We start from the raw sequence: 24,573 nt of genomic DNA on the forward strand, positions 1-24,573 counted from the left end.
CGCTTCGTCGGCGTCGTCCGCGTCGGAGTCGGCATCGGGGTCGGTCTCATCCTGTCGCGATCCGTCCTCGGGAATCTCCTCGGTTTTCTCGTCGTCAGTCATACGTCGGAACCACTGGACCGACGGTTCTGAAGCTTCGCCCGGAGTTCGACGGGTCGGGGCTCGGAGTTTTAGTCGAAAGCAGTCGATGTCGGGATCGCGACCTCGAGAAGCCTCATGGGAAATCAGCCAGATGGAGTGGCTTCCGAACAAGTCATTTTAATAAAGGTTCCCTGACCATCTGTCACACAGTAATGGACGAAACGGAGGTGGCGGAATACGCCCGACACAGTCAGACGATTATCGACGATGCACCCCAGATGGACGAAGCTAATACGAAGGCTGCTGTTCTGCGTGATTTTTTGGATCTCCTTGGGTGGGAGATACCTGCTAATACTAAGCTGGAATACTCTGTTAAAGTTGGCACACGGTCCTACAAGGTTGATTATGCGCTCCTCCTCGAGGGGGCTCCGGTCGCATTTTTCGAAGCGAAAGGAGTTGATACGGCTCTGAGCAGTAATCATCGTGAGCAACTCGGCACCTACATGAAGAACGAGAACGTGAATTGGGGAATTCTTTCGAATGGCAAGCAATATCAGTTCCTCCGTCGCGAGGTCGTCGATACGAACGTAAAGGTGCAGGTCCTCGCAGAGGCCGATCTCAAGCGATTGTCCGAGCAGATTACTATCCTGCGAGCGTTCACCAAAGACGCGATTCAAGCAGGCGATTCGGAAAAAATAGCTAACCGTATTGAGGAACTGAAAGCTGCTCGAACAAGCCTTGAGAAGAACAAGGATGATCTCTCAACTGCTATTACTGAAATACTGACCGAGGATGTTTCGGACACGATCTCTACGTTGGCAGAGCCGAGAGCGAAGGAGATGATCGACGACCTTGTTCAGGAGATTGACGCCGAGATCAACACAGACCGAACTCGGTCACAAAGTGAAGAAGTCGATACGTCATCAGTTGAAACAGACGGTTCAGATGAACAAGGCTATATTGTCAAAATCCACAACGGCGGAGAGACTCTCACTAGGTTTAGTGATACTGTGCAGAGCGACGTGATGGCAGCGGTTGTGAATTATCTGCTCGAGAACTACGATCTGAGTTCGGAGATAGAACCGTTGCCGTACATTCCAGGCAGAAAAAAGGCAATTATCAATGACGAACCTTCTTCACCACATGACGAGCAAGCGATGAGAAATCATCGCGAATTGAGTGGTGGACACTACCTGGATACTCACATGAGTGGGAAGAATAAGAAGAGGTACCTACAACGTTTCACTGAGATGTGTGGGCTTGACGCATCTTTCGCTGGAGAGTGGTGAACACCTCTCTCCACCTGTAGAGCAGGGGCGCGACGAGAGTGAGCGAACGCACCGCGTTCGCGAGCTACGTCCCGCTCGAGAGGCGAGAGAAACGAGCCGAGCGGGCGCGACGGGATTTGAACCCGCGACATCTTGGTCCGGAACCAAGAACTCTGTCCACTGAGCTACGCGCCCTCGTGTCTACACATACCGATACCGATCGTATAACGGTTGCTCTTTTTTACTGCTTACAGCGAGGACTCGGCGTCGGGAGCGTCGGTGACCGCCCCGTCCGGCGACGCCGGCTCCGACAGCGCGATCTCGAGCCCGCCCTCGCGGGAGTCGACGGTAACCAGCCAGCCGGCGTACCGGAACGACAGCGATCGGAACCCGGAGGTCGGATCGCAGATCGAATCCAGCGTGTCGGGGTCGATCGCGTCGTAGAGGGGCTCGAGCGCGATCGGGTCGACCTCGTCGACGCGAGCGACTAGCTCGACAACCGCCGTACTCGTTCGTCGATCCTCGGTTGCAGCCACACTCGTCGTCGGTCGGTGAGAGGTCACTACTAACGGTGAGAGGAGCAGGAGTAAAGAAAATGACCCAATATTCCGGCGTGGAACTGACAGAGAAGATGGATTAATGCGGCGATCCGGTCGCGTTACTCCCGTCGGGGGACCTCGTGGCGGCCGAACCCGTACCGGAGGCGGCTCGCCAGCCGTCGGGAGAACCGTCCCTCGTCGGCTCGCGACCCGAACCGCTCGGAGAGGGCGGTGTAGATCAGCGGCAACGGCACCTCCTGTTCGAGGGCCTCCTGGACCGTCCAGGTGCCCGTCGAGCCGCCCTCGATGCGGTCGGCGACGGTGCCCAGGTCGGTTCCCTCCTCGCGGAACGCCTCCTCGCAGAGCTCGAGCAGCCAGGAACGGATCACCGCGCCGTTGTTCCAGACCGAGGCGACCGACTCGAGGTCCAGATCGTACCGACCCTCGTGGAGCAGCTCGAACCCCTCACCGTAGGTCTGCATCAGCGCGTACTCGACGCCGTTGTGAACCATCTTGACGTAGTGGCCCGATCCCGCGGCCCCCATCCGTCCGTGACCGTCGGGACCGGTCGCGACGGCGTCGAAGACGGGCGTGAGTTCGTCGTAGGCCCACTGCGGCCCGCCGACCATCAGCGAGAAGCCGAGTTCCGCACCCGCGGGACCACCGGAGGTGCCGCAGTCGAGGTACGCCGCCGAGCAAGCCTCGGCCCGGCGAACGGAGTCCTCGAAGTAGGAGTTGCCGCCGTCGACGACGACGTCGTCGCCGTCGAGGTGGGGATCGAGATCCTCGAGGGTCGCGTCGACGGCCTCACCCGCGGGGACCATCAGCCAGATCCGCTTCGCCTCGCCGAGTCGATCCGCCAGGTCCGAGACGGAGTCGGCCGGCTCCGCGCCAGCGTCGGCCGCGGTGGCGACGGCTTCCGGATCGAGGTCGAAGGCGACGACGTCGTGGCCCGCCTCGAGCACCCGCTCGACGACGATCTGTCCCATGCGTCCGAGTCCGATAACGCCCAGTTGCATGCCTCCGGATGGGCGGGGGCCCGAAGTAGTGGTTGTGGTTCGTCACGGGCAGAGACACTCGAGACCGAACCGCGAAACGAAAGTTCGTCGCCGTTGCAGAAAAGCCGACCGTCGGCGTCAGTGGATCGGTTGCTCGAGGCGAGCCCAGCCGATCGCGTCGAGCACGACGATCCGACCGTCGTGTTCGACGTAGACGCCGTTGTACTCGCCCCGATCGGCCTCGTAGTACGGCAGCGAGTCGCGGATCGTGTCGACGACCGACCAGGCACCGTCGCGCTCGAGGGTGACGTGTTCCCACTCCTCGCGGGCGTCGTTGCGCACCGCGCGCTCGAGTGCCCGCCGCGCGCCGGGAATCTCCGCGAGTCGACGCGTCGACGCGTCGACGACGGTTGCACCCTCGGGAACCTCGTCGACGACCTTGGCGCCGAGGTTTGCCTTCGAGCGTCCCGTTTCGGTCGGCGAGCGATCGGTCTGAAGGACGTACCCGGCGGCCGCGGCGGTCCCCACCGCGAGCAGCGACAGGGCCATCCCTTTGCCCCTGAGCATCATACACATACCTCTCAGTAGCTAACTAAGTATCTTTCGTAACAATCTTCTTTTCAAATACATTCAGCAAAGAACTACAGGTTCGTTACACGATCGCGGCGACGTTGGTCGTGATCGCTCCGGCGACGACCAGGAGGAGAACGGCGACGACCGCCCCCGCCCGGTACAGCGGCAGGGCGTTCGCCGCGGGTTCGCGGAGCTTCTTCCCGTTGAGTCCGGACTCGAACCGTTTCGCGCCCACCTCGACGAGCCCCGTGAGGACGAGCCAGAGCGCGACCATCGCGAGCACCAGCTGCCCGTTGATCGTGTTGAACAGCCCCTCGGCCGTGTAGCGAGTTCCAGCGAGGTGACCGCCACTGAGCAGCAGGACGAGCGCGCTCACACGCGATATCGTCGTCAGCTTGCTCGAGATCGTCTCGAGGGGTTTCGTCGTGTTGAACGCCCCGTCTCGAGCCAGCGGGAGGACGACGAACGCGACGTAGAAGACGCTGCCGGCCCAGAGCGCGGCGAAGACGAGATGGGTCGTCTGGGCGAGAAACGTGTCGACCATACCGGAAGGCTTCGCGAGCGGCAGTATCAGCGTTCCGACTTCTCCCGGCTACTCGAGCCAGTCGGGAAGCCATGCGACCAGCCGTCGCCGAACCAGGACGTAGCCGAGCGAGACTGCGAGACAGCCCGCGATAGCCGAGACGACCCACCCCTCGAAGACGAGCAGCGCTGGCACCGCGAGCGCGAGAGCGAGGACGCCGTCCTCCGGCGCGCCGTCGTAGCGGACCCACCGTCGCGGACGCAGCCACCGACTGCGGACGTGGTCGTAGACAGCGCGGTCGCCGGCGTCGGTCCAGGGGTCCATCTCCGGTCCATCCCCGAGGACATCGCTCGCGGCGTGGAGCCAGGCGGCGACGACTGCAGCGGCGACCGCGACGACGGGACTCGAGGGAACCACCACCGCGGCGCCGACCGCGACCGCGGCGACGGGCAGGCCGGCGACCGGGAAGTGCAGACTTCGGCGGTGCTCGAGGACGAGATCGAGATCGGGTGCGAGCCCGCCAACGATCGCACCAACGGCAAGTGGGGTCGAGAGCGTCGGAACGGCAGCGGCGACCGGGGCGACGAGGGCGAGTCCGGCGAAGACGTGGGTGGTCGCCATCATCTCAACGCTCCGGCGACCCCGTCGCAGTTCGGGTCTCCGTGCTCCGATCGTAGACGATCACGACGGTGAGCGCGGCCCCGACCCAGATCCCGATCCAGAGGGCGATCGCGGGACCGGCCGCTCCGATCGTCCCCTGCTGGAGCGAGAACAGGGCGAGATAGCCGAGCAGGACCGTCGCGAGGGCGAGGACGGGGACGGCGATTCCGAGGGCGAGCCAGCCGACGTACCGCCACCGACTCGTCGGCTCGTGTCCACAGTCGGGACAGCGAGCCGCCGCTCGAGGACGCTGCGATCCGCACCGTTCGCACGGCTCCGTCCCGGACATCGCGTTCGAGTTCGCCGCCGATCGCCTTCGTTCTGTCGGCCGCGTAACCTGTCCTCAGTCCGACCGCTCCGGAGCGAGCCCCTTCTCCTCAAGCTCCGCGATCGCCCCGTCGGTCTTCTCGAGTTCGTCGAGACCCATCCCCTCGAGGACGTGGCCGGCCTTCGTGAACTGGATTTCGGAGTACTCGACGAGCTGGACGCGGTTCCCCCACGGATCGTGAAACTCGAGGCCGGGGACGTCGAGGCGCTCGACGCCACAGTCCTCGAGTCGCCGTTCGGCGGCGTCGGCGTCGTCGACGACGAGCCCGAAGTGACGCTGGCCGTCCCGGCCGGTGTCGTCGCTCTCGGCGAGCGCGATGAACTGATCGCCCATGTCGAGAAAGGCCTTCGAGTCGGATCGACTTCGCAGTTCGAACGCGAACAGATCCTCGTAGAACTCGAGCGCGTCGTCGATATCGCCGACCTCCAGTGCGACGTGGTTGATACCGACGAGCGAGGGTCGTTCCGTTTCCGCGTCAGTCATGCGCGAACGGTCGTCGCGGACAGCCGTCAATCCCCTGCCGGCAGCCTGGCGCGGCTACTCGAGGTTTTCGCCCTGATAGCTGCCGTCGTAGGCGCCCTCGTGGTCGGCCTCGGCGAGTACGAGTTGGGCGATGCGGGCGCCCCGGGCAATCTCGACGTCGTGGTGGACCTGTAACAGCCCCTCACCCCGACCCTCGTAGCCGGCGTCCCAGACGGCCGTGTTGAGCATACAGGAGTTGCGCATCAGCGACGAGCGCGGGTAGACGAAGCCGACGTGGCCCTCGGGGATCTCGATGCGCTCGTCGTAGCGGGCGACGTAGGCGCCCTCGGGCAGGTAGTAGGTGTCCGGCGCCTTCTGCTCTAACTCCTCGAGCGGGCGGGCTACCCGGTCGCCGATCTGTTTGCCGTCCCGGCCGATCCGACCGGGCTCGAGCTGTTCGAAGACGACGTCGAGCGTGAGGTCAACGCCGTTGGGCTGGATCTGATCGTCGCTCGTGGGGGAGACGTACTCCGCGACGAAGGCGCCGGAGCGGAACATAGCGTCGATACGCTCCGGAGTTGAAAAAAGCGTATCCGTTCGGATCGGCCGTGGCAGGGCGTTACGGGACACGATCGAGGGGGTCGCCGTCGGTCGGCTGCGCGCGAGTGCACGAACGGTCAGCAGTGTGGCAATACTTACGCGAAACCCCGTCGAATGCCCGGAAATAACACGGTCGTTCCCGATAGAAACACGCTGGATTTATCAAGGCGGAAAGCCGAAATTCGGATGCTATGGGACAGACTCTCACCGAAAAGATTCTCGACGACCACCTCGTCGAGGGCGAACTCGAGACCGGCGAGGAGATCGGGATCGAGATCGACCAGGTACTTACCCAGGACACGACCGGAACGATGGTCTGGCTCCAGTTCGAGGCGATGGGACTGGACGAGGTCCAGACCGAGATCGCCGCGCAGTACTGCGACCACCAGACCTATCAGTTCGACTTTAAGAACACCGACGACCACCGCTTCCTGCGTTCTGCAGCCGGCACCTACGGGGCCCACTTCTCTCGCCCCGGTAACGGTATCTGCCACAACGTTCACCGCGAGAACTTCGCCGCGCCCGGCAAGACGCTGCTCGGCTCGGACTCCCACACGCCGACCCCCGGCGGCCTCGGCGAGCTCGCCATCGGCGCCGGCGGGATCGACGTCACCGTCGCTATGGGCGGCGCACCCTACTACATCGAGATGCCCGAGATCGTCAACGTCCGACTCGAGGGCGAGCTCCCCGAGTGGGCCACCGCGAAGGACGTCATCCTCGAGATGCTGCGACGGCTCTCCGTGAAAGGCGGCGTCGGCAAGATCCTCGAGTACACCGGCCCCGGCGTCGAGACGCTCACCGCACCCGAGCGGATGACGATCACCAACATGGGGACGGAACTCGGCGCGACGACGTCGATCTTCCCGACCGACGAGCAGACCGAGGACTACTTAGAGCGCGTCAACCGCGGCGACGAGTACGTCGAGCTCCAGCCCGACGACGACGCCGAGTACGACGACGAGATCGTCGTCGATCTCTCGGATCTCGAGCCGCTGATCGCCACGCCCTCGATGCCGGACAACGTCGTCCCCGTCAGCGAGGTCGAGGGCGAGTCCGTCGAGCAGGTCATCGTCGGCTCCTGTACGAACGGCGGCTACGAGGACATCCTCCCCGTCGCCAAGATGCTCGAGGACCGCCAGACCTCCCTCGAGACCGAGACGATCGTCGCCCCCGGCTCCAAACAGGCCTCCGAGATGCTCGCCCGCGAGGGCTGGGTCGCGGAGATGATGGCCGCCGGCGTCAACTTCTCCGAGGCGACCTGCGGTGCGTGTATCGGGATCGGCCACGTCCCCGCCTCCGATTCGGTCTCGCTGCGCACCTTCAACCGCAACTTCGAGGGCCGCTCGGGTATCGAGGACGACAACGTCTACCTCTGCTCGCCGGAGGTCGCCGCCGCCGCGGCGCTCGAGGGCGAGATCACCGACCCGCGCAACCTCGACGACGTCGAGGCGCCCGGCGTCGAGCTCCCCGACGAGTACGACGGCTCCAAGACGGACCTCATCGCTCCCGACGAGGCCGTCGACGACGAGCTCATCAAGGGTCCCAACATCGGCGACGTCCCGATCCGCGACGAGCTCGGCTCCGAAATCTCCGGCGAGGCCCTGCTCAAGATGGAGGACAACATCACGACCGACCACATCATCCCTGCAACGCAGGACATCCTGATGTACCGGTCGAACGTCCCCAAGCTCTCCGAGTTCACCCTTAGCCGCGTCGACGACACGTTCGCCGACCGCGCGCTCGAGGCCGACGGCGGCTTCCTCGTCGCCGGCGAGAACTACGGCCAGGGCTCCTCGCGAGAGCACGCCGCGCTCTGCCCGATGTATCTGGGCATCGAGGGCGTCCTCGCACAGAGCTTCGCCCGGATCCACCGCGCGAACCTCTTCAACTTCGGTATCGTCCCGCTGACGATCGACGAGGACACCTACGAGTCGATCGACCAGGGCGACGAGATCGAGATCGTCGACGACGTCTACGAGGCCGTCACGAGCGGCCAGGAGGAGTTCACCGTCCGCGTCAACGGCGAGGAGTTCACCGCGACGCTCGACGCCTCCGAGCGCGAGCGCTCGATCCTCGCGGCCGGCGGCAAGCTCTCCTGGACCCGCGACCAGGCCGAGGACAGCGGCGCCGCGCCCGCCGACGACTGATCGCGACGCAGTAATCTCCCGTTCTTTTTTGCGCCGACCGAGAGTCCCGCGTCCCGGTTCAAGCGGAACCTACTCGCCAGTCTCCGGCTTCGCCCTCTGGTTACGAATCCCGTAACTACACGCCGCGGACGGCTACGGACGGCCATGTGGCCCTGGGGACACCTCGGCGTAGCCTACCTCCTGTACTCGCTGTACGCACACGGCCGGTTCCGGCGAGCGCCGCGAGCCGAGCCGGCGCTCGCGGTCCTGGTCGGCTCGCAGTTCGCCGACCTGATCGACAAGCCGCTGGCGTGGTGGGTCGGCATCCTACCCAGCGGCCGCTCGCTCGCCCACTCGCTGTTCTTCGCGGCGGCGCTGATCCTCGTCGTTTACGCCGTCGGATTCGTCCTCGGCCGCCTCGAGACCGCGACCGCGTTCGTCGTCGCACACCTCTCGCACCTTTTGGCCGATATCCCGCCGCGAGCGTTTCTCGGCTATCCGTTCGAGACGGAGTTTCTGGTCTGGCCGCTGCTCGAGCAGCCGACGTTCCGGTACGGCGAGCGACTGTTCGAACCGCCCGCAATCGTCGAACTTGTCGTTGGCCCGTTTACGAACCCCGCGGTGTTCTTCCTCTTCGAGTGGGTCCTGTTCGGCGCGGCGATCGCGCTGTGGTACGTCGACGGCTGCCCGGGACTCGAGTACGTTCGCGGTCGACGCCCGACGTGAGGGCGTCTCGAGCCGATCGGGCGTGCCGACGGGAACGAACACGGTCTTGTACGCGCGGCCGATAGCTCGAGCGAATGCCCTCCGATCACGCGAACGCGGGTTACCGACGGCTGTTCGACCGCGAGGGACTGACCTTCGGCGCGGGCTTTCCCCTGACCGGGGCGAACCGCTCGACGCCCGATCCCACCACCGAAATCGAACTCGCGACCCTCGCCGAGGAGCTGGGGTTCGACGGCCTCTGGGCGCGGGACGTCCCCACCTACTGGCCGAAGTTCGGCGATGCGGGCCAGACGTTCGATACCTGGCCGTGGCTCTCTCACGTCGCGGCCCACACCGACGAGATCGCGCTGGGGACCTCGAGCGTCGTCCTCCCGCTTCGCCACCCGCTGCACGTCGCGAAGTCCGCAGCGACGGTCGATCGACTCTCGGACGGCCGCCTCGTGATGGGGATCGCTTCGGGCGACCGCGACCCGGAGTACCCCGCCTTCGGGGTCGACCGCGAAAATCGAGGCGAGCTGTTCCGGGAGGGGTGCGAGGCCCTGCGAACGGTCTGGCGGGAGGACTACCCCGAACTCGAGGGGCGGTGGGGCCGGCTCGAGGGCGAGCTCGACGTCGTTCCGAAGCCCAGCAGCGGAACGATCCCCCTGCTACCGACCGGGAACTCGAGGCAGGCAGACGACTGGATCGCCGAGCACGGCGACGGCTGGCTGTTCTATCACCTGCCGGAGTCGACCCTGGAGAGCTACATCGCACAGTGGCGCGAGGCGACCGAGGACAAACCGTTCGCGATCGCGGTTCGAGTCGAACTCACGGACGATCCGACCGCCGACCCCGAACCCCTGCATCTGGGCTATCGGGCCGGCGTCGAGTGGTACCGCGACTACTTCCGCCGGCTCGAGTCCTACGGCCTGGATCACGCCATCATCGGCCTGCAAAACGAGGACCGCGAGCGAGCGTTCGAGCGGTTCGCGGACGAGATCATCGACGAACTGTAGGCCGGCGACGGGCGCTACGTCGGGTACCGATTGCGCCACGGCCGCCGTCGCTCGAGGGCGGCGCTGGCCGCGAGGACGTCGGCGTCGCCGAACCGCTCCCCGGCGAGCTGGAGTCCAACGGGTAGGCCGTCGACGAACCCGGCGGGGACCGAGGCAGCGGGGTGGCCGGTGAGATTGTACGGCTGTGTGAGCACCCAGCCCCGCCGCGGGCCGACGTCGACGCCGTCGATCGTTTCGGGGGGTTCGCCGTGGGGGAACGGGGTCGTCGCCAGTGTCGCCGACGCGATCAGGTCGCACTCCTCGAAGCGGTCCTGCAGGCCGTCGAAGACCCGCGAGCGGACGGCGTCGGCTCGTGTGAGTTCCCGCACAGTTGGCGGTGTCGCGTCCAGTACGGTCTCGACGAACGCGTCGTGCAGTCGATCTCGGTCTCCCTCGCGCGGATCGAACCCCCGCTCCTCGAGGTCGTCGAGGGTCGCCTGCCAGCGGACCGTCGCCATCGTGTAGAACGCCTCGAGGATCTCCTCGCGGTCGTGACCCAGGTCAGGGTCGCCCCTCTCGACGGTCGCGCCGGCTCGCTCGAGGGCGCGGACGGCGTCGTCGATCGTCTCCCGAACTGCGGGCTCGAGCGGGTAGATCCCCAGGTCGGGGCTGTAGGCGATCCGCAGGTCGTCGATCGGGCGGTTGACGGCTGCGAGGTAGTCGTCGGTTGCGGGCACGGAGTGGGGGTCGTCGCGGTGAGGGCCCGCCATCGCCGAGAGCGATCGTGCGGCGTCCTCGACGGTGCGGGTCATCGGACCGACGTGGTAGAACGGCGTGTGGCTCGCGAAGGCGTTGGGGCGATCGACGTTCGGCACCAGCCCGTACGTGGGTTTGTGTCCGTAAACGCCGCAGGCGCTGGCCGGGATGCGGATCGAACCCCCGGTATCGGAGCCCGGCGCGAGCGGGACGAGGCGGTCGGCCAGCGCCGCCCCCGCCCCGCCCGAGGATCCCCCGGCGGTGCGCTCGAGGTCGAAAGGTGTGCTCGTCGGGCCGGCGACGCGGTTGTCCGTCGTCGTGCCGACGCCGAACTCGGGCGCGTTGGTCTTGCCGACGACGATCGCGCCCGCGGCCTTCAGGCGGTCGACGTAGGCCGCGTCGGCGTCGGCGACCCGATCCTCGAACAGCAGCGAGCCCGCGGTGGTCTCGACGCCCGCGACGTCGTCGATGTCCTTGATGGCGACGGGAACGCCGTGGAGCGGGCCCAACGGCTCGCCGTCCTCGAGTGCGCGCTCGGCCTCGGCAGCCGCCTCGCGGGCCGACTCCTCGGCGACGGTGACGAACGCGTTCGTTCGCTCGTTTCGCTCGCGGATGCGCTCGAGGTGGTCGTCGACGACCTCCGCGGGGGACAGCTCCCCGTCTCTGATCCCCCGCACGATTCCGGCCGCGGAACGCTGCGTGCTCTCTTCGCCCATAGTGACCGTCACACGAACGGACGGATAAGCGTGATTCCGGCGGCTTCAACCGCACGGAGCCCGACGGCCGACGGGCATCCGGCGCCCCGTCAGAACCGGTCGATCGCAAACGGCTCGATGGGGTGGTCGGTCTCCCCGTCGAGCGCCAGCTCCGCGAGGATCTCGCCGATAACGCTGGCGAACTTGAAGCCGTGGCCGGAGAAGCCGGCGCCGACGGCGACCTGCGGATAGTCGGGCAGCGTATCGAGGACGAAGTCGTCGTCGGGCGTATTGGTAAAGAGGCAGGTCCCCAGTCCCATCGTCGGTCCGGCGCCGTCGGGGAAGTACGTCTCGGCAAACTCCCGGAGGAGCCGCTCGTCGGTCTGGGTCGGTTCGCGCTCGAAGGCGTCGGGGTCGACGGTCTCCTCGCGGTGGTTGTATCGGCCGAGCTTGAACCCGGGAACGTCGTGGACCGGGAAGCCGTAGTACCGACCCTCGGGAACCTCGATGTTCCAGACCGGAAACCGCTCGCGCTCGAAGTAGTCGGGCTCGGTCGGCTGAAACCACGCCAGCACCTGTCGCTCGGGGACCAGCACCGACTCGAGGGCGTCGACGAACCGTCCCGCCCACGCACCGGCGGTGACGACGAGGCGGTCGGCCTCATAGCTGTCGTGGTCGGTCTCGACGCGGACGCCGTCGCTCGTCGGGCGCCAGTCGACGACCCGCTCTCGGGCTCGGATCGTCGCCCCCGCCCGGTGGGCGCGCTCGACGTGGGCAACGGTGCAGGCCTCTGGCTCGAGGAAGCCCCCGTCGGGTTGGTAGATCGCCTCGTACCCCTCCGGCAGCCGGTAGCCGGGGTAGCGGTCGGTCAGCTCGGCGCTCGACAGTTCCTCGTACTCGAGGCCGTGTTGCTCACAGGAGCGCCTCGAGCCCGCGACCAGCTCGCCGTCGGCGGGTCCGGCGTCGACCGATCCCGTACGGTAGAACAGCTGCCGACCGGTCGCACGCTCGAGGTCGTCCCACAGCTCGGCGGCTCGCTTCGCGAGCGGGACGTAGGCGGGGTCCTCGGCGTAGGCGAGCCGGAACATCCGGGAGCGGCCGTGTGAGGAGCCGTAGCCGTGGGGGACGTCGTAGCGCTCGAGGCCGAGCACGTCGGCGCCCCGCGTGGCCAGGTGAGCCGTCGCGGCGCTTCCCGTCCCGCCGACGCCGAGGACGATCGCGTCGTACCGTTCGCTCATGCCCGCGTGTACGGCGAGGGGGTCGAAAACGCTTGTCAGTCCCGTCGGTCGTCCGTTCGCGCGCGCTCGCGAATCCGGCGCTGCTGGCGGCGTTCGGTGACGTGGCCGACCCCGTCGGCGAGCTCCTCCCGAACCTCCTCCTCGAAGGCGTCGGCGTCTTCGAGGAACCCGTCGGAGAACTCCTCGACGAGTTCGTAGGTCCACCGATCGCTGATCGCGCCCGCCGGAAGGTGGTCGTCGCGCAGGCGGTCGGCCCACTCCTCGTGGCCGGCCTCGCGCAACTCCTCCTCGGCGTCGCCGATTCGGTCCATGGCGTGGCCGAGTTCGTGGTGGAACTCGAGCAGGTTTCCGTAGGCCCGGTGGACGTACTCGATGCCGAGCTGGAGTTCGTGTAGGGCCGCCTCCTCCGTTTCACTCAGCTCGGGGGCGTCAGGGTCGGTGTCGGTATCGGTATCGTGCGCCATCCGTCGTTCGAACGGCGGCCAACGGAAAAGGCGTTTCAGGACCGGAAACCGGTTCCGGTACTCGGCGTTACCGGAGCGACTTGAGCTCCGGGTCCGACACGGTGTCCGTTTCTGATCCGACGTCGACGATCGTCTTCGTCGCCGGCATCGACAGCACGCTCACTAGTCCGCTGATCGACCCGGTGTGGTTCGCCCCGCGTCGGTGCTCCCGGCAGAGACGCCGAACCTCCTCGTACTCGATGCCGGGAAGCGCCCGGATCGTTGCCTCGCGATCGCCGACGAACGCCGGGAGCCAGTCGTCTCGCAGCGCGGCCGCGTTCGCCCCGTCGCTCGAGTTGCCGACTCGCTCGCGGTAGAGCTGGCCGACCCAGTGTAGCACCTGCGGTCGAGAGAGCGAGACGCCGCTCTCGTTGTGGGGGATCGCCGCGAGCTCGGGTGCGAGCCGCGACACCGCACGGTTGACGATGTTCCGTCGCATCGCGTCGGATCGGGGAAGCTCGAGCGAGAGCTCGATCAGCCGGCGGTCGAGAAACGGGTAGACGGTCGGCAACACCTGCGTGTCGGCGTACCGGTCGAAGGAGCTCTCGTTGGTCAGTGGGTACCAGAAGTCGACCCGCCCGAGCTCCGCCATCGACGGGTAGTCGACGCCGTGGTCACGGACGCCCTCGGTGGTGTCCGTCAGGGATCGCTCGAGCACTCGGCGGGCGGACGGGACCGCGTCGGTGTCGACGTACGCCGGAGTCGCCTTCGACCGCGTCTCCAGGAACTGCCGCCGATTCTCGGCTGCTCGCCCGACCGGAAGCGTGATGTCCCCCAGCGGCGTCGAGAGCCGGCGGTCGGGGAGCGTCCATCCCTTGAAGAAGACGTCGGCGTACAGCCCCGAGACGAGGGTATCGACGTCCCCGCGGATCTCGTCGGCGACCGCGAGGGTCCGCGCCTCGTTGAACCAGCCGATCCCGTTGCCGTGTCGGCCGTAGGCCTCGAGCAGCGCCGGCGTCCGGTTCGAGCCGAGCTCGAGTCGGGAGAACGGAACGTCGATGGTTCGGGCGACGCGGGCCGCGACGGAGGATTCGTCGGCCGACGGCGTCGGTCCGGTGGTGAACCCGTACGCCCGGTCGGGATCGACCGTCGCCGCGAGGAGCCTCGAGTCGCTGCCGCCCGAGAGCAACAGGCCGTGGGTTCGGCCGGCTCGAACCCTGTCGTCGACGGCGGCTGCGAAGCGGTCGAGAAACCGATCGACGAACCGATCGGCGGACAGCGACGTCGGCTTCGGGGTCGGGTACCAGTAGCGGTCGTGTGCGATCGACTCCTCGTCCCCGAGTTCGACCGTCGTGATCGAGGCGGGGGGGAGTTGTGCGACGCCCTCGTAGAGCGTTCGCGTTCCCCGGACCCGCTTGTGGGCGAGGTACTCGACCAGCCCCGAAGGATCGAACGCGGCCGGAACGGCGGGGTGGTCGACCAGCGACTGGACGGACGTCGAGAACAGCAGGCAGTCGCCGCTCGAGTGGTAGTACAGCGGTCGGCTGCCGAGGAGATCCGTCACGAGCCGCAGCCGCCGGTCGGCGCGCTCGAGGACGACCGCGACGAACTCGCCGTTGAGTTCGGTCAGCGCCTCGAGTCCGTCGGCGGCGTACTCGCGTGCGCAGAACTCCGGCGTCGAGACGCCTGGCGGCCGCCTCCGCCGTGAGCCGTCCCCGAGGCGGCTGTAGACGATGCCCGACACCAGCAGCGTCGCGTCTCGCTCCGGAACTCGGATCGGCTGTGGGGTCCGTCGGTGTGTCGCGGCGAGGCAGGTCAGTCCGGAGCCGTCGTGTCTCGTCTCCTCGCTGACGCCGTCCCGACCGATCCACTCGGATATCGGCCCGATACCCGGTCTCTGCCTCCCGAACGCACCGCAGACCCCAACCATTGCGACACTGTTAGCGACAAGGGGGTATTACGCTTGGGCCTACCAATCCAGATTTCGCTCACTGCGGCTCCGTTTACGGGCGCCACACGTCTGCTGTCCGTCAGTTTCGACACACCCGAAGGGGAACCGCGGACGGACCGGTAGCCGGTTGCGTGAATCCGTCTCAGGCGCCGGCCCGGAGCAGGGTCGTGAACTCGCGAGCGAACGCCTCGACGTCGTTCCAGTCGGTGTACTCGTAGTCCCGGGCGGTGTCGGTGTCGCCGCCGGCCCGGCCGGCGATTCGACGCATAACGAAGCGTTTGAGCAGGCCGTACTCGCTGTACTTGAGCGCGCCCGCGACCGACAGCGTGCCGTCCGGGTTCCAGCCCGTCTCGTCGAGGAACTCCTCGAGCAGCTCCTCGGCGGGCTCGCGCTCGCCGGGATCGTCGCTGGCGGCGGTGAGGCTGACCGAGAAGAAGGCCGACGGGCGCCGGTTCAGGGTCTCGAGGTGGTCGCGAACGAACGATCCGACGTAGCGCTGGTGGGAGCCGGCGTGGATCGACGCGCCGACGACGATCCCATCGTAGGCGCCGGGGTCGAGCCCGTCGGGCGGCTGTTTCAGGTGCGTGAGGGTTACCTCGTGGCCCTCGCTGCCGACGACGTCGCCCATCCGCTCGGCGATCGTCTTCGTCTGTCCCTCGCTCGTGCCGTAGCAGATCAGAACCCGCGCCATCGGCGGTCACCTCGAGCGGGCGGAGTGAAACCCTCCATACGCGTGTTCCAACCCGCAGTTCCATCAAGGCGCAGGGACCCCTCAGAGCGACAGCTCCGCTCCGAGCGCGGGGGCTTCGGCTGCGAACCCCTCCCCCCGGAGCTCCCCTGCGAAGCGCTCACAGCGGTCGCCGTGGTTTACGAGGATCCGAGCGCCGGCGTAGGGTTCGAGGAACTCGAGCAGCCCCTTTCGATCGGCGTGTGCGGAGAAATCGTACTGCTCGACCTGGGCGCTGACCCGCATCGAGCGGCCGTCGATGACGGCGCTGCCCGTCTCGTAGAGCTCGCGGCCGGGTGTCCCCTCGACCTGGTAGCCCGTCATGGCGATCTTGTTCGTCGGGTGCGAGCGGATCGCCGGGACGTAGGTCATCGCGGGACCGCCGTGGAGCATCCCGCTGGTGGTGACGATCACCGTGTTCCCCTCGGCGATGCGCTCTCGCTGGCCGTCCCGGCCGTCGACGAAGCGGGCGTTGCCCTTCGCCCGCCGGAGCAGGTCGGGATCGCGCAGGAACTCTCGGTTTCGCTCGCGGAGGAACAGCTCGGTGACGCGCTTGCCCATCCCGTCGACGTAGCACTCGAGGCCGTACGCCTCGCAGATACAGAGCACCTCCTGGGTCCGGCCGATCGCGAACGCGGGGACGACGACGGTGCCGCCCTCCCAGAGGGTGGTCTCGAGGCTGTCGACGAACGATCGCTCGATCTCTTCGCGTGGCGGGCGGGCGACGTCCGAGTACGTACTCTCGCAGATCACGGCGTCGGCGTCGGGACGGGCCACGGTGCCGGAGAGGAGCTGCTGGTCCTCGGTGTGGAAGTCGCCGGTGTAGAGCAGCCGCGTGTCGCCGTCGGAGACCAGCACGTGTGCGCTACCGGGAACGTGACCCGCGTCGAAGAAGGTAATCTCGTAGCCTGCGGCCTCGAAAGACTCGCCGTAGCCGTGGGTCTCCGAGACCTGCGCGAGGCGGGCGATCTCGGTCTCGGTGAACGGGCAGTTGTAGCTCCCCCCGTGTAGCTTGAGGGTATCCCGCGCGAGCACCGTCGCGAGGTCGTACGTCGGCGGCGTCCAGTGGATCGGCGGGCGGGCGTCGCCCGATAGCAGGGTGGGGATCGAGCCGACGTGATCGAGGTGACCGTGGCCGACGACGACCGCGTCGGGATCGACGTCGTCGATCGGAAACGACGGCGGGTTTCCCGAGTCCATGCCGAAATCGAGCAGCAAGGAGTCGTCGATCAGCACCGCGCTACGACCGATCTCGCGAGCCCCGCCCAGAAACCGAACGTCCATACCCGGTCTTTCCGCTCGAGTCGCTTGCCTCCGTCGGTTCGTCGGCCGACGTCAGCGATCGTCGCCCAGCGCCCGGCCGACGAGAAAGAGCAGGGCGAAACACAGCACGACCATCACGGTCTGGGAGGCGGCCCCAACCGGGCTGTCGACGGAGCCGCCCGTCGCGAGCGTCCAGACGTCCGTGAGCCCGCGCGTGCTGCCCGCGATGCCGGCCAGCGCGAGCAGCCCGTAGCCGTAGACGGGGAGCCGTCGTCGACCCGTCGCGCGGCCGACCCAGCCGATCGCGACGACGGCGATTCCGAAAAACGCCGGGATGAGCGCCGTGACGCTCGCGAACCCGGTTCCCACGTACGCGACCACACCGAGCAGGATCAGGAGGACGCCGATCGCGATTCCGCCGCCGAACAGTCCCGTTTCGTCTGTCTCCATGGCTGATACGAGTTCCGGCGGCGTAATACCGGTTGTGCTCGAGTCTCGTCGACGAACCGAGTCCTCCGAAGAGCGGGCGCTGACGCTCAGGAGGAGCCGTTCGATCGGGCCTCGCCGGCCGGCGGATCGCTCGAGGGGGCCGTCCGCCGGAGGACGCCGATGAGGTAGACGTCGAGCAGACAGACGATCAGTACCGCGAGCGGGATCGCGACGTCGGCGTAGCTGACCGCCTCGAACTGCAGGGCGGTGACGACGAACGGGTCGCCGAGCTCGAGGGCGCCCGAGACCGACCGCGCGCTGAGAAAGCCGAGCGCGAGGACGTAGAGGGCGAACCAGATCGTCCCCCGTTTCCACTGGCCGAGATACCAGTGGCCCAGGCCGGCGATCAGCGCCGTGAGGAGGTAGGCCGGCCAGAACGGTCGCCTGCGATCGGTCATACCCGACAGTTCGGGACGGGACACAATCGGTGTTTCCCCTCCGTGCTCGCGGGCGCGGTCAGTCGCTCGGCTCCGGCTCCGTCGGCGACGGGGCGTCGCCGACGACGTTGTCCGTCCAGGTCCCCCGCAGGAACCAGGCGGCGGTGACGATCGCCGAGAGGACGTAGGAGATCGCGATGGCGTACCAGACGCCGATGACGCCCATGTCGAGGACGATAATGGCGACCGCGGCGATCGGGATGCGGTACAGCCACAGCTCCTGAATCGACAGCAGCATTGCGGCGCGAGTCGAGCCGCTGCCCCGGATCCCGCCGAGCATGATCTGGAAGGCGCCGAGAAACAGGTAAGAGGGGCCGGCGATAGTGATGTAGGCGGCGCCGTAGGCGATCACCTGTGCGGACTCCTCGCCCTCGATGAAGATCGCCGTGATCGGTTCGGCGAACTGGTAGGCGACGCCGATCACGACGGCGAAGATCGAGAGGACGAGCGCCGAGCTGAGCGTGACCGCCTGCTTGGCGCGGTCGACCTGCTCGGCGCCCAGGTTCTGCCCGACGACGGTCTCGGTCCCACGGGCGAGCCCGAGCGCGGGCAGGAACATCAGCGACGAGAGCCGGTTGACGATCCCGTAAGCGGCGACTGCCTCGGTTCCGGCGACGGCGATCAGCGCCGTGAGGACGGTGATGCCGAACGCGCGAAACCCCTGCTCGGTCGCGATCGGGCCGCCGATCTCGAGGATCTTCCGAACGGTCTCGCTCTCGAGGCGGAGATCCGACAGCGAGGGCTCGAGTCCGACCCGACCCGAAAACAGCAGGTAGAGTCCGACGACCGCGGCGATGCCGCGAGAGAACACCGTCGCGACGGCGGCGCCCGCGACGCCGTACCCCTCGAAGCCGGTGGCCTCGTAGAGGGTCGTCTCGAGACCCGCCAGTCCGACCCACGCGAACATCGGGTTGTCGGTGAAGCCGAGGATGAGGAAGGGGTCGATGAAGACGTTGATCGCGACGCTGATCACCATCAGGTACAGCGGCGTTCGCGTGTCACCCCACCCTCGCGAGAGCGCATCGAAGATGAAAAACCAGAACATGAACGCGACGCCGACGAAGACGATCCGGGTGTAGGTGACCGCGTAGGTGAACGCGTCGGTCCCCGGCTCAGCGCCGATCAAGCGGATCATCCAGGGCGAGAGGAGGTAGCCGACGATGCCGAAGACGATCGCGACGATCGTGACGAACGAGAGGGTCTGGCCGGCGACGTGCGAGGAGCGCGTGAAGTTACCTGCGCCCTTGTGCTGGGAGATCAGCACCGTCCCGGCGACGGTCAGGCCGCCGCCGACGCTGACCATCAGGAAGACGATCGCCCACGAGTACGACAGCGCGGCGACGGCGTCGCCGCCGAGTCGACCCACCCAGTAGGTGTCCGCGAGGTTGTAGCCGACCTGTAGCAGCTGGCTGGCGACGATCGGCGCCGACAGCACCATCAGCGGCTTGAACAGGTCGCCGTCGGTGACGTTGACCGAGCGATCGGTGCCCTTGTTCGACCCGCTCACTCCCGATCACGCTCGGTCGGTTCGTCTCCCGCCGCGTCACCGCCGTCCGCGTCGGCCCCGTTCGTCTCGTCGTCAGGATCGCCCGTGCCGTTCCCGCCCTCTGTACCCAAATCGGCCGCGAGGCGGTGTTGCTGGTCGGTCTCCGGAAGGGTGCTCGGATCCCGATCCGCCGGGAACGACGCGCCCTCGGCGAGCAGGTCGTCGAACACCCAGGTGGCGGTCGCCGTTCGAACCTGCTCTAAGTACTCGTCGCGACCGATCGTCAGCTGACGGATGCGAGCCCCGTCGAAGGCCGCGATCAGCAGCGCCGCGGTCTCCTCGGGATCGTGCTCGCTGAACTCGCCGGCTGCAAGACCGTCCCGAAGGATCTCCTCGAGGACCGCACGGAGCTGGTCGTCGCCCTTGCGGAGCTTCTCGCGGAACGCCTCGTTGTACGGCGCCTGCGTACGTAACTCGAGCATCGCGACGTGGAACGACTGGCGGTCGTTCTCCTCGGGGCCGTAGAGGAACCAGTCGACGAACACCGCCAGCCGTTCGACCGGCGAAAGGTCGCGGGTCTCGGCGACGCGCTCGTCGAAGCGCTCGAAGAGGAACTCGAGGAAATCCGCCAACAGGTCCTCCTTGGAGTCGTAGTGGTAGAACAGCAGAGACTTGCTCTTGTCGGTCCTGTCGGCGATATCCTGTGCCGTCAGCTCGGTGTAGCCGTGCTCGCAAAGGGCCTCGTAGGTCCCGCGCATGATCGCTGCGCGAACGTCCGGATCAGTCACTAACTGACTAGTTAGTCAGTGCGGGTGAAGGGTGTTTCGGTTCGTAGGGGTGTTCGAGAGTCACACGCTCACTCCCGGTACCGACGAATCCCGAACGTCTCGTAGCCGCCGAACGCGATCTCGAGCGAGCCGATCCACCAGTTCCAGCGCTCGGGCGGACCGCCGTCGGGCGCGTCCGCGAGCTCCTCGAGGACGACCTCGGTCGTGAGTCGGGTTCCGGTGTCGGCCTCGTAGCGCCCGGAGTCGCGAAGGTCGGCGGCCTGACGGGCGACGACGCGAGCGGCGCCGCTCGAGCCGTCGAACTCCTCGCGCAGTCGTCGCTCGAGGCGGTCGCGGTCGATGCTCACGAGGACCGGTACGCACCGAGGGCGGTAAACGGCACCGAACGCGGTCGGACGGGCGTCGCGTCGAGACCGTGTTTCGATGTGTTTTTGAGCGCGCGCCGTTTTTCACCGGGCATGGCAAGTTTCACAGTCGTCGTCGGCGATCCGGACTCCGGATCGACCTACCAGCTCGAAGCGGAGGAACAGGACGCGAACCGGTTCATCGGCAAGTCGATCGGCGAGGAAGTCGACGGCGGCGCCGTCGGTCTCGACGGCTACACGCTCGAGATCACCGGCGGCTCCGACGAGGCCGGCCGCCCGCTCAGCCCCGACGTCGGCGGCCCGAACCTCGAGGAAGTGCTGATGAAGGGCCGCCAGGTCGGCTACCACCCCAGCCGGGACGGCGAGCGCCGACGCGTCACGGTTCGCGGTCGCGAAGTTTCCGACGCCGTCGCACAGATCAACGCCTCCGTCGTCGAGTCCGGTAGCAGCGACATCGACGAGCTGCTGGGCGGCGACGACGAGTAACCCCCTCGCTTCTCTACGATGGCAGACAGAATCTCGAGTGACCACCCGTCAGTCCGAACCGTTCGATCGACGTGTACAGAGACGGCAACGGGAAACAAACTCGACATTCCGGCCGCGGATCGCGAGGCGTTCGTCCACGACGAGGTCGTCCGCATCGTTCTCGACGGTACCGAGCGGTTCACGCGCATCGAACGCGCCCTCACCGGCGAGGAGCTGTCGGTTCCGGGCGTCTACGACACGCCCGAGATGGCCCGGAATCCCGGCGAGGGGACGGACCGACTCGAGGAGTGGCTCGACGACCACGGGATCCGCTCGGGCGGATCGGTGCTGGTCGACGTCGTCGAACCCGACTTTCTCTACGGGCTCAGAGCGCCCGGCGAGACGAACTTCTACGACGCCCGCGAACCGCCGAACGACAGCTTGAGCGACATCGCCGACGGTCTGGGATCGGAGTGACGGCTCGAATCGAGGTCGCTCACTCCGAGTCTACGGCCGGATAGGTGGAGAGAAACCGATCCAGCAACAGCCCGAATGCGAGGTGCTGGGTCATCGTTCGCTCGAGGGTCGCGCGGACGTAGGCCTCGTCGACGACGGAGTACTCCTTCGTTCGAACCTTCGCGTGCATCGACAGCACGTCCTCCTCCTCGAGTTCGTGCAGACAGGGGTAGACCGTTCCCGGACTGAGCTGTGCGTCGAACTGTTCGGTCAGATCCGCGAGCAGCTCCTTCCCGTGTGTCGACCCGTGAACGCAGACGAGCACGAGCAACAGCTCCTCGAGGTTCTCCTTGACCAGCGACTCGTCGAACGCGACCTCGTCGGTCGCGAGCGCGGCGGTTGCTTGGTCGAACAGTTCGTCGAGTTCGTGGTCCGTCGTCCCCGGTTCGGCGGCCTCGAGGCCGGTAGCGCCGACGCTTCCGGCTTCGGTACTCGAGCGCTCGTCGAACGCGGACGCGATGGAGGAATCGTGTTTGCTCATTGATGATCACGGCGGTGTCGTGGGTGGGCCGTCGTCGGGACCAGCGACGTCGCGGCGCGAGGATCGCGTTCGCCCGACAGTCGCTCCGATCCGACGCTTTGTGGCGGTCTCGGGGGGTTCCGAGAGGTGCGGAGTTGTGCCCATCCGACTACTGGTTCCTCGTGTCGGAACGTAATAAGTAACAGGGCTCCTTACTTTCATTATTTAGTTAACTACTTGGGCATAAAATACTCGAGTCGGCGTCTCGGGCCGATTCGGCTGGGGTCGGAGCACCGGTCTCCGCGTCAGGTACGGCTGTCGCTCCGGTTTCGTAGCAATTCCTGAACGTTCTACCGACGAAGGAGCGCCGGATCGGCCTACTCGTCGACGACGCCGACGACGTCGCCGACGTCTTCCGACCGGGCGTCGAACTGCCGGTCGATTCGCTGGTCGGCCATCCGCCCGACCAGTACGTCGTCAGCCAGGCTCTCCCCGTTGATGCGGGCCACGTAGGCGAGACTTCGCGCGTGGGCGGCGAACGCGCTTCCCTCGAGCGAGTCGATCGGTGAGGCGAGGTCGTCGGCCGGGCGAGCGGCGGTGTCGTCCCGCGAAATACCACGGACGTAGGCGACGAGTTGCTCGCGGGCGCGAGGGCCGATCCAGCCCAGTTCCTCGTAGTAGCGCAGGCAGTTCAGTGCCCCCGTCGTTCCGAACCGGTTGGTGAGATATCGCACCCACTCGATCGTCACGTCCGTCCGATCGGTCGGTCGGTCGAGCGTCTCGAGGTACGGCGTCGGTTTTGTCATTTCTACTGAACGTTTCCTCGACCGGGAGACAAGAAGCTTCGCTCGATTACGAGCGCTGAGCCGTCAGACGGCGACGACGAACTCGACGAGGTACTGCGTCGCGGCGGCGACGACCGCACCGACCCAGGTCAGGAGGACGAAGTGTACCAGCCCGCTGACGAGGTGACCGCGGTCCGTAAGCCGGATGATGACCGCCGACAGCGCCGCGTTGAGCAGGATGGTAAACGACAGCAGGTACTCGATCGCCGTGATGTTGTACTGCTCGGTGTGGAGCAGGCCGTCGGTGAAATCGCCCGGTGTCGGTCCGCCGGCGACGTTGCTCTCGGGGTCTTCGGTGTCGCCGAACTCCATCTCCGTGGTGATATCCATCATGATGTCGACGATCTCGAGGCCGATGAAGAAGGCGAAGACGCTCGCGGCGGTGATCCCGTACAGTACGCCGATGAGGGTCATCGTCTCCTGTTGGCGCTGCTCGCGGACCTTCAGCACCTGGTTGTAGTTCCTGCTGATGAGCTGGCCCAGCAGCTTCGGGTCGCCTCCCATCCGGCGACCGACGACGTACATGTCGCCGAACTTCTGGATGAGGTACGAGCCCGTCTCGGCGGCGAACAGCCGCCACGATCGAACGCCGTCGATCCGCATGTTGAGCCGGTTGTACAGCGCGTCGATGTTCGCCGTCAGCGCGCCGAAGTCCTTGTGGCGCAGGCTCGAGAGGACGCTGCTCGTCGAGGTCTGTTTGACGCTCTCGACGGCCCCGAGCGTCCGGACGAAGCTCGGGAACTCGCCGTCACGGATCTTGACCTTCTGTTCCTCCCGTCGCATCTTCCAGCCGGGGTACAGAAGCGGCGTCACCGGGACCGCGAGCAGGATCGGCAGCGGGACGTCGAGGTCGGGCATCGGCACGAACCCGGACAGGGCGACGAGGACGCCGAGCGCCAGCACGGCGCTCGTTCCGACGCCGATCGCCAGCGCGGTCGGGATCCCGTCGGTCGGACCGAAGCCGGCGGTCTCCTCGAGGTACCAGACGGGGTCGGCGGGCGCGATGAGGTGGATCGCGTAGACGAACCCGAGCTGGACGATCAGGAACATGACGATCGTGCCGCCGATCAGCAGCGTCGGGTTCGCGCCGACGAGGATCGGGAGGACGATCGCGAACACGAGGACGAACGCGACCGACAGCATCATCGACATGTACAGCTCCTTCATCACGTCCAGTTTCGCCAGGTCGGCCTCGTACCGGGTGACGAACTGCTGAATGATCGTGTCCTGCTCGTCGATCAGGAACTCGCTGATCTGCTGGCCGCCGCCAACCGTGTACGCGAGTCGCTCGAGGAAGTCCGTCAGCAGCGGACTCGAGGTCTGCTTGGCCCGTATCCGGCAGGCGTCGTCGAGGCTCATGTTCCAGGTGTCGACCATCGCAACGAGGTGTCCCATCTCGTCGGCCAGCGCGTCGTACTCCTCCTCCTCGGCCAGGGTTCGGAAGATCTCGACGCGGTTGATGTTCGTCATCGAGAGCACCGTGATGTGGGTCAGAAAGAGGTGAAAGCGCTGTCGAATCTGCTTTCGCTTCCGCTCCTGGAGCAGCTTCGGGTAGCTGACCGCGACGGCGACCGCGAGCAGGCCGAGCAGGACGACCGGGAGCGTAAGCAACAGGGGGAAACCCAGCAGCAGCGCCAGGACGGGGGTAAACAGGAAGAACCCGACCGCGGGCGCGACGACGAACAGGAGGTATCGCTCGGTCGAGAGCTCCATCTGTTCGTAGGCCATCCCGAGCTCGCGAAGCGCCGAGCGGGCGGCGAGCTCCGGCGACGACTGGGTCTCCGAGGACAT

At 66.6% G+C, this 24,573-nt stretch carries 28 protein-coding genes and 1 tRNA gene; 6 read left to right on the top strand and 23 right to left on the bottom strand.

The window, feature by feature from the left end; translation table 11 throughout:
- The first annotated feature begins 293 nt into the window (after positions 1 to 293).
- A complete protein-coding gene (locus QA609_RS18890) occupies positions 294 to 1,370 on the top strand; it encodes a type I restriction enzyme HsdR N-terminal domain-containing protein (protein WP_278304175.1) in 1,077 nt (358 codons plus the stop codon).
- A 101-nt stretch (positions 1,371 to 1,471) separates the two neighbouring features.
- Here the strand turns inward: QA609_RS18890 and QA609_RS18895 are convergent.
- The 9 genes from QA609_RS18895 to QA609_RS18935 form a co-directional block, all read right to left on the bottom strand.
- Positions 1,472 to 1,544: transfer RNA gene (locus tag QA609_RS18895), tRNA-Arg, on the bottom strand.
- A gap of 53 nt (positions 1,545 to 1,597) precedes the next feature.
- Positions 1,598 to 1,885, bottom strand: coding sequence for a HalOD1 output domain-containing protein (locus QA609_RS18900; RefSeq protein WP_278304176.1), 288 nt, complete (start codon positions 1,883 to 1,885; stop codon positions 1,598 to 1,600).
- A 122-nt stretch (positions 1,886 to 2,007) separates the two neighbouring features.
- The gene (gene gnd / locus QA609_RS18905; RefSeq protein ID WP_278304177.1) at positions 2,008 to 2,907 is read right to left on the bottom strand and encodes a phosphogluconate dehydrogenase (NAD(+)-dependent, decarboxylating); all 900 of its coding nucleotides are present in this window, start codon (positions 2,905 to 2,907) and stop codon (positions 2,008 to 2,010) included.
- Between the two features lie 117 nt (positions 2,908 to 3,024).
- Positions 3,025 to 3,456: a hypothetical protein gene (locus tag QA609_RS18910; RefSeq protein ID WP_278304178.1), complete on the bottom strand. Its 432-nt coding sequence runs from the start codon at positions 3,454 to 3,456 to the stop codon at positions 3,025 to 3,027.
- 82 nt (positions 3,457 to 3,538) lie between these two features.
- Positions 3,539 to 4,003 carry a copper resistance protein CopD gene (locus QA609_RS18915; protein ID WP_278304179.1) on the bottom strand — a complete coding sequence of 155 codons (465 nt, stop codon included), beginning with the start codon at positions 4,001 to 4,003 and terminating at the stop codon, positions 3,539 to 3,541.
- Positions 4,004 to 4,051: 48 nt separating this feature from the next.
- Positions 4,052 to 4,606: a metal-dependent hydrolase gene (locus tag QA609_RS18920; RefSeq protein ID WP_278304180.1), complete on the bottom strand. Its 555-nt coding sequence runs from the start codon at positions 4,604 to 4,606 to the stop codon at positions 4,052 to 4,054.
- A 1-nt stretch (position 4,607) separates the two neighbouring features.
- Positions 4,608 to 4,931, bottom strand: a complete 324-nt coding sequence (locus tag QA609_RS18925; RefSeq protein WP_278304181.1) for a hypothetical protein — start codon at positions 4,929 to 4,931, stop codon at positions 4,608 to 4,610.
- 54 nt (positions 4,932 to 4,985) lie between these two features.
- The gene (locus QA609_RS18930) at positions 4,986 to 5,453 is read right to left on the bottom strand and encodes a VOC family protein (protein ID WP_278304182.1); all 468 of its coding nucleotides are present in this window, start codon (positions 5,451 to 5,453) and stop codon (positions 4,986 to 4,988) included.
- A gap of 54 nt (positions 5,454 to 5,507) precedes the next feature.
- Positions 5,508 to 5,999 (bottom strand): deoxyuridine 5'-triphosphate nucleotidohydrolase, encoded by a 492-nt coding sequence (locus QA609_RS18935; protein ID WP_278304211.1) that lies wholly within the window; start codon positions 5,997 to 5,999, stop codon positions 5,508 to 5,510.
- Between the two features lie 224 nt (positions 6,000 to 6,223).
- Between QA609_RS18935 and QA609_RS18940 the strand changes: the two genes are divergently transcribed.
- The 3 genes from QA609_RS18940 (at position 6,224) to QA609_RS18950 (ending at position 9,879) form a co-directional block, all read left to right on the top strand.
- Positions 6,224 to 8,179, top strand: a complete 1,956-nt coding sequence (locus QA609_RS18940; protein ID WP_278304183.1) for an aconitate hydratase — start codon at positions 6,224 to 6,226, stop codon at positions 8,177 to 8,179.
- 144 nt (positions 8,180 to 8,323) lie between these two features.
- Entirely contained in the window at positions 8,324 to 8,884 is a 561-nt protein-coding gene (locus tag QA609_RS18945) for a metal-dependent hydrolase (protein ID WP_278304184.1), read from the top strand.
- A gap of 74 nt (positions 8,885 to 8,958) precedes the next feature.
- Positions 8,959 to 9,879: an LLM class oxidoreductase gene (locus tag QA609_RS18950; protein ID WP_278304185.1), complete on the top strand. Its 921-nt coding sequence runs from the start codon at positions 8,959 to 8,961 to the stop codon at positions 9,877 to 9,879.
- 14 nt (positions 9,880 to 9,893) lie between these two features.
- Here QA609_RS18950 and QA609_RS18955 read toward each other — a convergent pair whose 3' ends face one another.
- From QA609_RS18955 to QA609_RS19005, 11 genes are all read right to left on the bottom strand, one after another.
- Positions 9,894 to 11,330 carry an amidase gene (locus QA609_RS18955; protein WP_278304186.1) on the bottom strand — a complete coding sequence of 479 codons (1,437 nt, stop codon included), beginning with the start codon at positions 11,328 to 11,330 and terminating at the stop codon, positions 9,894 to 9,896.
- A gap of 89 nt (positions 11,331 to 11,419) precedes the next feature.
- Positions 11,420 to 12,547 (bottom strand): N-methyl-L-tryptophan oxidase, encoded by a 1,128-nt coding sequence (solA, locus tag QA609_RS18960; RefSeq protein ID WP_278304187.1) that lies wholly within the window; start codon positions 12,545 to 12,547, stop codon positions 11,420 to 11,422.
- Positions 12,548 to 12,582: 35 nt separating this feature from the next.
- On the bottom strand, positions 12,583 to 13,011 hold the full coding sequence (locus tag QA609_RS18965) for a hypothetical protein (protein WP_278304188.1): 429 nt from the start codon (positions 13,009 to 13,011) through the stop codon (positions 12,583 to 12,585).
- Between the two features lie 67 nt (positions 13,012 to 13,078).
- On the bottom strand, positions 13,079 to 14,920 hold the full coding sequence (locus tag QA609_RS18970; protein ID WP_278304189.1) for an asparagine synthase-related protein: 1,842 nt from the start codon (positions 14,918 to 14,920) through the stop codon (positions 13,079 to 13,081).
- 163 nt (positions 14,921 to 15,083) lie between these two features.
- Entirely contained in the window at positions 15,084 to 15,632 is a 549-nt protein-coding gene (locus QA609_RS18975) for a flavodoxin domain-containing protein (protein WP_278304190.1), read from the bottom strand.
- 81 nt (positions 15,633 to 15,713) lie between these two features.
- A complete protein-coding gene (locus tag QA609_RS18980; RefSeq protein ID WP_278304191.1) occupies positions 15,714 to 16,952 on the bottom strand; it encodes an MBL fold metallo-hydrolase in 1,239 nt (412 codons plus the stop codon).
- 51 nt (positions 16,953 to 17,003) lie between these two features.
- Positions 17,004 to 17,381 carry a hypothetical protein gene (locus tag QA609_RS18985; RefSeq protein WP_278304192.1) on the bottom strand — a complete coding sequence of 126 codons (378 nt, stop codon included), beginning with the start codon at positions 17,379 to 17,381 and terminating at the stop codon, positions 17,004 to 17,006.
- An 86-nt stretch (positions 17,382 to 17,467) separates the two neighbouring features.
- A complete protein-coding gene (locus QA609_RS18990) occupies positions 17,468 to 17,818 on the bottom strand; it encodes a hypothetical protein (RefSeq protein WP_278304193.1) in 351 nt (116 codons plus the stop codon).
- A 58-nt stretch (positions 17,819 to 17,876) separates the two neighbouring features.
- Positions 17,877 to 19,364 (bottom strand): MATE family efflux transporter, encoded by a 1,488-nt coding sequence (locus QA609_RS18995; RefSeq protein ID WP_278304194.1) that lies wholly within the window; start codon positions 19,362 to 19,364, stop codon positions 17,877 to 17,879.
- The gene (locus tag QA609_RS19000) at positions 19,361 to 20,131 is read right to left on the bottom strand and encodes a TetR/AcrR family transcriptional regulator (protein WP_278304195.1); all 771 of its coding nucleotides are present in this window, start codon (positions 20,129 to 20,131) and stop codon (positions 19,361 to 19,363) included. Before QA609_RS19000 ends, QA609_RS18995 begins: the two co-directional genes overlap by 4 nt.
- Positions 20,132 to 20,199: 68 nt before the next feature.
- A complete protein-coding gene (locus tag QA609_RS19005) occupies positions 20,200 to 20,478 on the bottom strand; it encodes a hypothetical protein (protein ID WP_278304196.1) in 279 nt (92 codons plus the stop codon).
- Positions 20,479 to 20,589: 111 nt separating this feature from the next.
- Between QA609_RS19005 and QA609_RS19010 the strand changes: the two genes are divergently transcribed.
- Both QA609_RS19010 and QA609_RS19015 read left to right on the top strand, forming a co-directional pair.
- Entirely contained in the window at positions 20,590 to 20,982 is a 393-nt protein-coding gene (locus QA609_RS19010; RefSeq protein WP_278304197.1) for a 30S ribosomal protein S6e, read from the top strand.
- 18 nt (positions 20,983 to 21,000) lie between these two features.
- On the top strand, positions 21,001 to 21,438 hold the full coding sequence (locus tag QA609_RS19015) for a hypothetical protein (RefSeq protein ID WP_278304198.1): 438 nt from the start codon (positions 21,001 to 21,003) through the stop codon (positions 21,436 to 21,438).
- A 19-nt stretch (positions 21,439 to 21,457) separates the two neighbouring features.
- On the opposite strand, the gene QA609_RS19020 is transcribed toward QA609_RS19015, so the two are convergent.
- From QA609_RS19020 to flaJ, 3 genes are all read right to left on the bottom strand, one after another.
- The gene (locus QA609_RS19020) at positions 21,458 to 21,958 is read right to left on the bottom strand and encodes a helix-turn-helix transcriptional regulator (protein WP_278304199.1); all 501 of its coding nucleotides are present in this window, start codon (positions 21,956 to 21,958) and stop codon (positions 21,458 to 21,460) included.
- Between the two features lie 356 nt (positions 21,959 to 22,314).
- Positions 22,315 to 22,743, bottom strand: a complete 429-nt coding sequence (locus QA609_RS19025; RefSeq protein ID WP_278304200.1) for a FlaD/FlaE family flagellar protein — start codon at positions 22,741 to 22,743, stop codon at positions 22,315 to 22,317.
- A 63-nt stretch (positions 22,744 to 22,806) separates the two neighbouring features.
- A complete protein-coding gene (flaJ, locus tag QA609_RS19030; RefSeq protein WP_278304201.1) occupies positions 22,807 to 24,573 on the bottom strand; it encodes an archaellar assembly protein FlaJ in 1,767 nt (588 codons plus the stop codon).

The sequence above is a fragment of the Natronococcus sp. A-GB7 genome, assembly GCF_029688865.1.
In the GTDB taxonomy this organism is placed as follows: domain Archaea; phylum Halobacteriota; class Halobacteria; order Halobacteriales; family Natrialbaceae; genus Natronococcus.